Raw genomic sequence first — 10,083 nt, forward strand, 5'->3', positions numbered from 1 at the left:
TAGTTATTGCTTGTTTGTCTGTGAGCTGTAGGTACTTTCGAAAATGCGGTCCGCATTGCCGGCTTCAAAACCTTCCCGGCGATGTGCACGGGTAATCTGATCGGCCGGAAGATCGGCAAACTGTGGCAGCACCTTGCGCTCGGCAAATTCTACGTAGGAGCCTGCTATCTTATGAACCTCAGCACCGGCAAAGGTGGCGGGAATCATTTTGGCCACCGTGCTACTCTGTAAGAGCAAACCATCCGGACTGGTCTTGATCTTGCCGCCGGCGTTGTTTAGTACAAATCCTTGTTTTTCAAGGAAATTATTGAAATCTGCTACCGTATTGTAACCGGCAGGCAGGTTCTGTACACTGATCGTAAAATGGTTCAGGTAATACCTGTTGTAGATCACCCAGGCTGCATATTCGCTCTCGGCTGCCAGTGCCTGATAATCCTCCAGCGTAGGCGTGCGCCACAGTGAACTATGCAGGAATTCATCCACTACAGGCCCGTCGTCCAGGTTAAGATTGAGCACCGGGTCTACCAGTACTTCTTTGGTATAACTTTTAATGATCTCTTGCGCAGCAGGGCTCAGGTCCTGTACCCTCAGTTCGCTGATAAAGATTCGCGGATAGTTGGGTGATGGCGGTGCATACCAATAAGCGTCCAGCTTCTTTTCCTTGAAATGGTAGGCATCTCTTCTGGTGTAACCGTAGTGGAGGAAGATCTTCTCCAGCGACTGTATCCCGAGCTCGGGTACGCCTATTGTGCGGAAGGCAATATGATCATTTTCAATGTCTTCCGGAACCTTGATCAGATTTTCACTGATCATGGCGGCAATAATAGCTGCAACGTCGGGAACCCGGTCCTGGTAACGCTGCATCAGACCGCTAAGAACATAGTCTAACATAAAACAATTTTAATATTGTTCGCTATCGTTCGGAAAGTCTTTGGCTTTCACATCGTGGATATATTGCTGCGATGCCTTGTAAATTTCGTCATATAAATTGAGATAGCGACGCAGGAAACGTGGTTTAAAATCCTTGTTAATGCCCAGCATGTCATGCATAACTAATACCTGGCCGTCAACATACTTGCCGGCGCCGATACCAATTGTAGGGATGCGCAGTGCTTCAGCCACCTTTTTACCCAGTTGGGCGGGGATCTTTTCCAGTACAATGGCAAAGCAACCCGCTTCCTCGAGCAGGCGGGCGTCGTTGATCAGTTTCTGGGCTTCTGCCTCTTCGGTAGCCCTTACGGTGTAGGTACCAAATTTATTGATAGACTGGGGGGTTAGTCCCAGGTGTCCCATCACGGGTACACCGGCTGAGATAATTCGTTTTACCGATTCAATAATCTCTTCGCCGCCTTCTATTTTTACGCCATGAGCGCTGGTTTCTTTCATAATACGGATGGTAGATGCCAGTGCTTCTTTGGAATTGCCCTGGTAAGTACCAAAAGGAAGGTCGACCACCACAAAGGCCCGTTTGATAGCCCTTACCACAGAAGCACCGTGATAGATCATCTGGTCAAGCGTTATGGGAAGTGTTGTTTCAAAGCCGGCCATCACATTAGATGCAGAATCGCCTACCAGCAGGATATCCATACCTGCATCATCAAAGATGCGGGCCATGGAATAGTCGTAAGCGGTAATCATGGAGATCTTCTCTCCGTCGTCTTTCATTTTCTGCAATATATGTGTCGTTATCCGTTTAACTTCTTTGTGCGTAGACATCCTAATGACTGTTATATGTGATAAGTAAAAGCGCGCGTAAGGTAACCAATATTTGGAAATTACCTGCTGATCTCTGCATAGAGTGACTGGATAAGGCCATCTGCCAGACCGATCTTGGGTACAAAGATCTCTTCGGCATCCGCCCAGCGCATAATGTTGATGTAGATCTGAAGGGCGGGCACGATCACATCGGCGCGGTCTTCCCGGAGATTATAAATATGGATACGCTCTTCGACGGTGAAGCTGTTAAATTCCTTGTAGTAGTCTTTCAGGACGTCCAGCGTAAGCGGTTTGCCTTCTTTACGCTTGGAAAGGGAGAAGATCTTGTTGATATTACCGCCTGAACCGATGGCTGTCACATTGTTGATGCCCCGGAGACGGGATTTAATGGTATCCTTCATATACTGCCACTGGTCTTCCTTTACCTGGTTCTGCATCAGGCGGATAGTGCCGATATTGAAGGACTCTTTATGTTTAAGGCTGTTGTTGCTGAAGATAGTGACTTCAGTACTACCACCCCCTACATCGATATACATGTAGGAGCGGGTCTTGTCCAGGTTTTCTGCGATGTGGCTCTCGTACAGGAAAGAGGCTTCTTCCTGTCCGGATATGATTTTGATATCTATTCCCGTCTGCTGCCTGACGTTGTGCAGGATCGCTGCTGAATTGGATGCATCGCGCATAGCTGATGTGGCGCAGGCTTTCAGGTACCTGACTTCATATACCTCCAGTAAAAGCTTATACGCTTTAATGGTATTCAGCAGGTGATCAGCTCTTTTTTCAGAAATAGCGCCTTCGGTGAACACATCAAGACCGAGGCGTAAAGGCACCCTGACCAGGTTTACTTTGGTGAAATCCATCCGGCCCTGGCTGTTGGGAGATGCTTCTGAGATGAGCAGCCTGGCAGCGTTGGACCCGATATCAATGGCAGCAAGCTTCATGGGCGCAAATGTATACAATTAGAATCAGGAATCAGGAATTAATCAATACTCAAATCCTGATCCCCGCTTCCGGTTCCTAGCTATTATATTGTTTCTCGTGGAGATATTTGAAAATCTCTACCTGTGACCTGATCTTCTTGCCACTGTCACGTTTATACTCATTTTTCTGATCGTTATCGAGTATACGGGCTTTTACATTGCCACTGAGTTGTATGGCCAGTATATCTTTCAACTCCTGCTGGATGCCCGGGTCTGTGATGGGAATAGCCACTTCCACACGGTAGTCGAGGTTACGCAGCATCCAGTCGCAGGAGGCAATGTATACCTTTTCCTGTCCCTCTTTACCGAATACAAATACACGGGCATGTTCCAGGTATTCATCCACAATGCTGACAGCGGTGATATCTTTCTTCCACTTCTTGTTGTCCGTATAGGCACAGCAGATACCGCGGATGATCATCTTAACGTCCACACCCTCTTTTGCTGCTTCATATAAGAGGTTGATCATTTCCGGATCGGAGAGGGAGTTCATTTTAATGATCATGGAGCCGCCTTTCTTATGACGGGCGTTCTTGATCTCTTTCTCGACCTGGCGCACAAAGAATGAACGCATGCTGTAAGGGCTTACCGGAAGGGTATGACATGCTTCCAGCATCTTGATATCATGTTTGCTGTTCTCCAGGTAGGCGAAAATACGGTTGATATCTGCCATGATGTTCCTGTTGGCTGTCAGCAGACAGTGATCTCCATACACCCTTGCTGTTTTCTCATTCAGGTTGCCGGTGCTGACAAAGCCACACTGCACTGTCTTGGTACCGATACGTTTCTTGATCACACAGAGCTTGGCATGGATCTTCAGGCCGGGAATACCGATCAGCACTTTTACGCCTTCATCTTCCAGGCGGGTCTTCCATTCCAGGTTGTCTGCCTCATTAAAACGGGCTCTTAACTCGAGGGCGACTGTTACCTGTTTACCGTTGCGTACGGCGTTCACCAGGGCATTCACGATCTTGGAGTTGCGGGCCAGCCTGTAGGCCGTGATCTTGATGCTGGTCACATTAGGATCGATGGCAGCTTCCCTGAGCAGGTCTATGATAGTATCGAAAGAGTGGTAGGGGAAATGGAGCATCACATCCTGCAGCTGTATGACGTGCATCACGCTGGATGCATTGGCAAACAGCGGATGGATGAAGCTCTTGCGCTGTGAGTGCGTTCTTTCTTTGAATACGCTTGTCGGGAAGTCCATAAAGTCCTTGAAATTATGGATACGGGCTCCCGGAATGAGGTTGTCCTTGCTGGACAGGCCCAGGCGCCGCATCAGGTATTCCAGCAGCAGCGGATCAATGTCCTTATCGTATACAAACCGTACCGGCTTTCCCTTACGGCGGTCTTTCAGGCCTTTTTCAATCTGGTGTATCAGGCTCGTCGAAATATCATTATCGATGTCCAGTTCCGCATCTCTCGTTACCTTGATGATATGTGCCGTGAACTTGTCAAAGCCGAAGTAAGAGAAGATATGCGGCAGGCAGTAGCGGATCACGTCTTCCAGCAGGATAATATCTTCTTCACCTTCTTTGGAAGGGAGGATGATGAAACGGGGCAGGATAGAGGTCGGAATCTCTATCAGCGCAAACTTCTGTCTGACGGAGTTATCCTGCCTGGCCAGTACTACCGCCAGATAGATGGATTTATCCCGGAGGAAGGGAAAGTGCTGGATACTTTCGATCATCAGCGGGATGATATTGGTACGTACTTCTTCATTGAAGTAGTTGAGTACAAATTTCTGCTGATCCTTATTTAAATGTTTTTCCGTGCGGATGAAGATCTTCTGCGCCTTCAGTTCGTCTTCGATACCCTCCCAGATGCGGTCAAACTCACGCTGCTGGTCTATCACCATGCTCTGTATCTCATCGAGGATCTCGTCGGGGTTCTCTTCCATATGCATACGGGTGGACTTGCCAACCAGCAGCATTCTTTTAAGGGTGGCAACGCGTACGCGGAAAAATTCGTCCAGGTTGTTCGAAAAAATACCGAGAAAACGGATACGTTCATGAAGAGGAACGGTGTTATCAGCCGCTTCCTGCAGAACTCTTGCATTAAAGGCCAGCCAGCTGATGTCCCGGGGGATCATCTTAACTTTCTTAATCGGCACAATCTTTTTGCTATTGCTTTTCTTTTCCATCACCGGATCTTGTGTGTTTATGTCTATTGGCTCACTAAGTGACAATCGCATCTGAAAGGTAATTAACGGTTGTGGTTATACTGGTTTAATACTGCTAATCACAACAATACAGATTTTTGGAATAGATCTTATGTTAAATTTCTGATACGCATTCTTAAAGATAAGGAATTATAAAGCGATAGCGAATAGCGTATAGACGATAATCTATAGTATATTTCTTAGATATACTTGTATATATCATTTATAGGGGAATGATCCGGAGCTGATTAACGCTTGTATCAGGTAGTCTGACCGGCATCGGAGGATGGGGTTTGTGCCTTGTCCTTGTTCAGCAAGGGGAGGGCAATCAGGCTGCCCAGGCCAACGATAAGTACCAGCAGGGTCTGGGCCGACCATACGATCCATCCGAAGGCATATGCTGTTGTATCGAGTACGCCGTATACCATGAGGGTCCTTTGTACCAGGAACTGGTAGGCGCCCGTACCGCCGGGTGTTACGATCATACCTACACTGCCGATGATGAGTACTGCAAGCGCGGCTTTCAGTCCCAGGTAACGGGTTTCTTCCATACAATAGAAGCCCAGGTACATCATAGCAAAGTACATCATCCAGATCAGTATGGAGTAGAAGATGAACCAGCCTTTCTTTTCCATCTGACCGATAGAGCGGATACCATCCCATACGCCATGGGCCAGTGCACGGATCTTGATCCCGATTTTGGAACGGGAAATGAGGCGGAAAACAATATAGGTAAGTAATATAAATATGACTAAAGCGCCGATGATGATCAGTGAACGGGCACTGCCTGCATTCCCGAGTTTATTCTCAATGGGATGCCAGATCTCTGCGACGAATAAGCCACCGATCACGTCTATTTGAATAACAACGGTGATCACCATGAGGATGAGGAGCAGCAGCATGTCAACAGCGCGTTCTGCGATCATGGTGCCTACCAGTTTATCTACCGGGATCTTCTCATAACGGGCTACGATACCGCAGCGGGTCACTTCTCCCAGGCGGGGCACCGCCAGGTTGGCCAGATAGCCGACCATTACCGCAAAGAATGTATTCAGTGTGCTAGGATGATAGCCCATGGGCTCCATGATGAGCTTCCAGCGGACAGCCCGGTACCAGTGGCTGGCAATACCGACTATGATAACAGGGATCAGCAGCCAGTAATTGGCATGCTCCAAAGAGTTGAAGATGTCATCTTTCTCCTTATCAGTAAGGTTGTGCGTAACAAGCCAGACTAATCCTAGCCCAATGGCTAAAAAGCAGATGAACTTCAAAAATTTGGGCATAGTAAGTCTTTTTTGGGATCAGCAGTTACAGTTTATTATTTTCTTTCGGGAATATGGCGATCGGAGTATGCTTCTTAGCCTCCTCAAAGTCCATAGATGCGTAAGAGATAATGATTACAATATCGCCAACCGCACAGAGGCGGGCAGCGGGGCCATTCATACAAACAACACCTGAACCGCGTTTCCCTTTGATGATATAGGTCTCCAGGCGTTCTCCGTTATTTACGTTCACTACCTGTACTTTTTCATATTCGATGAGATTAGCAGCATCCAGCAGATCTTCATCAATAGTAATACTGCCTACGTATTGCAAGTTTGCTTCGGTAATAACTGCTCTGTGTATTTTACTTTTCAGTACTTCGATGTGCATGATAGAAATAACCCACTATTGTGGTCTGGTGTAGCGCAAAATTAGGGAAAAAATACAATACGACGCTTCAGCGCGGTCAGCGCGCGCCGTGGAGAAGGCCGGTCTGTTGACAGCCGTCCGGCTGGTCAGTTCACCTGCATATTGTCAATCAGCCTGACGTTGCTGCTGATCTCTCTGGCAGCTACCACCGCATAAAGCGGATCTTTGCCGGCAGTTGCAGGAAAATTAATGTTCCCGTCAGGTGCTACAGATACCATATCGAGGTAGTCAACATCGAAACCATTGCCTTTCAGCTCGTTAATGGCCTTATCGGCGATTTCCTTTAATGGGGCGTGGTTAAGATTGTCTTTTATATAATATAGTGCACGGGATATGTGCAGGGCGTTTTGCCTTTCGGTAGGATTGAGACGCAGGTTACGGCTGCTCATGGCCAGGCCATCCTGTTCACGGAGGGTAGGACAGATAACCAGCTCGACCTTTAAGTGTAGCAGTTTGATGAGTCGGTTGATTATCAGGCACTGCTGAAAGTCCTTTTGTCCCATGAAGAGTTTGTCCGGCTGCACCAGGTCTAACAGCTTATGTACCACCTGTCCAACACCCTGGAAGTGTCCGGGGCGGTGTGCACCTTCCAGTACCGTTTCCAGCTGACCGAAGTCATAATGCATGTCCGGGGTCAGTCCCTTAGGGTACATTTCCTGCACAGATGGCAGGAACAGTACATCGTTGCCGGCGGCGGTAAGCTGGAGAATGTCCTGGTCTATGGTAATGGGATATTTCTCAAAATCGGCCGGATCGTTAAACTGGGTCGGGTTGACAAATATGCTGCACACGACGAGGTCGGTGTTTTCTTTTGCGGCCGCAATAAGGGACAGATGCCCCTGATGCAATGCGCCCATAGTAGGCACAAAACCAATACGTTTACCCTCTTTCCGTGCTGTTGATAAATGCCTTTCGAGATCGTCTTTCCGCTTGAACAGATACATAATTTATTGCTTAAAAGGATGTTAAAAGTGCCAATTTGTCTTTTCTTCCGTTAAAAATCCGTAATTTTGCAAACCAAATTTAAAATTACTGCATTAATATCAGCATTAGATGTCCACAAAGAAACGAATTCTTTTTATTGCTCAGGAAATGTCGCCTTATCTGGAATTAACAGAGTATGCGAATATGGTCAATAAAATGGCAATTAAGTCCAATGAGTCCGGGCTGGAAGTGCGGGTGATCATGCCCCGGTTTGGCATTATCAACGAGAGAAGGCACCGGTTACACGAGGTGGTAAGACTGTCTGGCATTAACATTGTGATAGAGGGCGACGATTATCCGTTGATTATCAAGGTGGCATCATTGCCAAACGCCCGTTTGCAGGTTTATTTCCTGGACAATGAAGATTACTTCAAGCGTAAAACGCTGTTCACGGACGAAAACGAGCAATTCTATGACGATAATGCAGCCCGTGCAGTATTTTTCTGTAAAGGAGCGCTGGAAACAGTAAAGAAGTTTGGCTGGCCGCCGGACATTATTCACTGTAGCGGATGGATGACTTCACTGATCCCTTTATACCTGAAAACTGCTTACAAAAAAGAACCGGTATTTGCTCATTCCAAAGTGGTATATTCCATGGAGCCCAATTCCTTCAAGGAGAAACTGGGCGCCGGCTTTGTGAAGAAAGCTACTATCAGCACCCAGATCAAAGAAAAGGACCTGGAGCTATATAAAGAAGGTACCAACAGTGCACTGAACAGAGGCGCCGGTAAATATGCCGATGCCGTAGTACTGGCAGGTGAAAAGACAGAAAAGAAAGTAGTGGATGAACTGAAAGCGGAAAAAGGCAAGATCATTCTCCCTTACAAAAAGGAAAATGAAGACCTCGCGGATTATCTGCAATTGTATACCCAGCTACTTGGAAAATAGTTTTTCTCTACAGAAAAAAGCCCCGCTTCAAACGGGGCTTTTTTTATTCGCTGAAAGTTCATTCTCAAACTATTTTCCTATTTTTGCCGCAGTTTACCATGAGGCATACCACCAAAATGCAAAAAGTTGGTAAATTGTACTAAATCAATACTAATCTAAAAGCGAAATTCAATTATTTTATGCCTTATTTATTTACCTCAGAATCTGTTTCCGAAGGCCATCCGGATAAAGTGGCCGATCAGATATCCGACGCATTGATTGATCATTTCCTTGCTTATGATACTACCTCTAAAGTAGCTTGCGAAACGTTGGTGACAACCGGTCAGGTGGTTCTGGCGGGTGAAGTAAAATCTGAAGCTTACCTGGATGTGCAGGAAATTGCCCGTGAGGTAATCCGTAAGATAGGCTATACAAAGAGCGAATACATGTTCGAGGCTAACTCCTGTGGTATCTTCTCTGCTATTCATGAGCAGTCTCCTGATATCAACCAGGGCGTTGAGCGTAAGAACCCGGAAGAACAGGGCGCAGGCGACCAGGGTATGATGTTCGGTTACGCTACCCGCGAAACTGAGAACTATATGCCACTGGCTCTGGACCTCGCTCATAAACTGCTGATCGAGCTGGCTGCTATCCGTCGCGAAAATAAAGAGATCGCTTACCTGCGTCCTGACGCTAAGTCACAGGTAACTATCGAATACTCCGACGATAACAAACCTGTTCGTATCGACACCATCGTTATCTCTACACAGCACGATGATTTCGATTCTGAAGACAAGATGCTGGCCAAGATCAAGAGTGACATGATCAACATCCTGATCCCTCGCGTAAAGGCACAGCTGAAACCAGAATTACAGTCGCTGTTCAATGACAAGATCACTTATCATATCAACCCTACCGGTAAATTCGTGATCGGTGGTCCTCACGGTGATACCGGCTTAACCGGCCGTAAGATCATCGTTGATACCTACGGTGGTAAAGGTGCTCACGGTGGTGGTGCTTTCTCTGGTAAAGATCCTTCCAAAGTAGACCGTTCTGCTGCTTACGCTACCCGTCACATTGCTAAAAACCTGGTAGCTGCAGGTCTTTGCGATGAAGCACTGGTACAGGTATCTTACGCGATCGGTGTGGCTAAACCTTGTGGTCTCTTCATCGATACCCGTGGTACTTCCAAAGTTAAAATGACGGATGGTGAGATCGCAAGAAAGGTAGAACAGATCTTTGACCTGCGTCCTTACGCTATCGAGCAGCGTCTGAAACTGCGTAATCCTATCTATAGCGATACAGCTGCTTATGGTCATATGGGCCGCGACAGCAAGGTAGTTACCAAGGTGTTCAACAAGGGCAAGAAGAATGAGAAGAAAGTAGAAGTTGAGCTGTTTACCTGGGAGAAACTGGATTATGTTGAAAAAGTAAAATCAGCTTTCGGATTGTAATAGCATCCGCTGAGAAATAATTTTTGAAGAACCGTCTCGTATGAGGCGGTTTTTTTGTTATTGCTGATTGACATTGCTTCGGTTCCTGGGGACCATTGACTGCGTTGTTTGGAGGTTGCTTGGAAAGTCGTATTGGGCGATTGCTTCGGTTCCAGGTGGGACCACTGGCTGCGTTCTTTGAAGTTGCTTGCTATGGAACGATGGGAGGTCGTGTTGGGCGATTGGATAT

At 47.0% G+C, this 10,083-nt stretch carries 10 protein-coding genes; 2 read left to right on the plus strand and 8 right to left on the minus strand.

All coding sequences use genetic code 11. The features are described 5' to 3' along the window. Nucleotides 1–3: 3 nt before the first annotated feature. The 7 genes from L3C95_RS32835 to panC all read right to left on the minus strand — a co-directional run bounded on the left by L3C95_RS32835 (nt 4) and on the right by panC (nt 7,493). A complete protein-coding gene (locus L3C95_RS32835; RefSeq protein WP_236394782.1) occupies nt 4–891 on the minus strand; it encodes a DUF1338 domain-containing protein in 888 nt (295 codons plus the stop codon). A 9-nt stretch (nt 892–900) separates the two neighbouring features. Further along, nucleotides 901–1,716: a 3-methyl-2-oxobutanoate hydroxymethyltransferase gene (panB, locus tag L3C95_RS32840; protein ID WP_236394780.1), complete on the minus strand. Its 816-nt coding sequence runs from the start codon at nt 1,714–1,716 to the stop codon at nt 901–903. Between the two features lie 59 nt (nt 1,717–1,775). Continuing rightward, a complete protein-coding gene (locus tag L3C95_RS32845; RefSeq protein ID WP_236394778.1) occupies nt 1,776–2,657 on the minus strand; it encodes an exopolyphosphatase in 882 nt (293 codons plus the stop codon). 76 nt (nt 2,658–2,733) lie between these two features. Next, on the minus strand, nt 2,734–4,890 hold the full coding sequence (gene ppk1 / locus L3C95_RS32850; protein ID WP_236394776.1) for a polyphosphate kinase 1: 2,157 nt from the start codon (nt 4,888–4,890) through the stop codon (nt 2,734–2,736). A 227-nt stretch (nt 4,891–5,117) separates the two neighbouring features. After that, on the minus strand, nt 5,118–6,140 hold the full coding sequence (locus L3C95_RS32855; RefSeq protein WP_236394774.1) for a lysylphosphatidylglycerol synthase transmembrane domain-containing protein: 1,023 nt from the start codon (nt 6,138–6,140) through the stop codon (nt 5,118–5,120). Between the two features lie 25 nt (nt 6,141–6,165). Beyond that, nucleotides 6,166–6,510, minus strand: a complete 345-nt coding sequence (gene panD, locus L3C95_RS32860; protein ID WP_199658714.1) for an aspartate 1-decarboxylase — start codon at nt 6,508–6,510, stop codon at nt 6,166–6,168. 125 nt (nt 6,511–6,635) lie between these two features. After that, a complete protein-coding gene (gene panC, locus L3C95_RS32865) occupies nt 6,636–7,493 on the minus strand; it encodes a pantoate--beta-alanine ligase (RefSeq protein WP_236394772.1) in 858 nt (285 codons plus the stop codon). A gap of 109 nt (nt 7,494–7,602) precedes the next feature. Here panC and L3C95_RS32870 point away from each other — a divergent pair, with 109 nt between their 5' ends. Further along, nucleotides 7,603–8,421 carry a glycogen/starch synthase gene (locus L3C95_RS32870; protein WP_236394770.1) on the plus strand — a complete coding sequence of 273 codons (819 nt, stop codon included), beginning with the start codon at nt 7,603–7,605 and terminating at the stop codon, nt 8,419–8,421. Between the two features lie 179 nt (nt 8,422–8,600). Next, nucleotides 8,601–9,854, plus strand: a complete 1,254-nt coding sequence (metK, locus tag L3C95_RS32875) for a methionine adenosyltransferase (protein ID WP_236394768.1) — start codon at nt 8,601–8,603, stop codon at nt 9,852–9,854. On the opposite strand, the gene L3C95_RS32880 is transcribed toward metK, so the two are convergent. Continuing rightward, on the minus strand, nt 9,818–10,083 hold a 266-nt coding region (locus L3C95_RS32880), incomplete at its 5' end, for a hypothetical protein (RefSeq protein ID WP_236394903.1). The two genes, metK and L3C95_RS32880, sit on opposite strands and share 37 nt — an antisense overlap.

Source organism: Chitinophaga filiformis (assembly GCF_021646545.1).
Classification (GTDB): Bacteria; Bacteroidota; Bacteroidia; order Chitinophagales; family Chitinophagaceae; genus Chitinophaga; species Chitinophaga filiformis_A.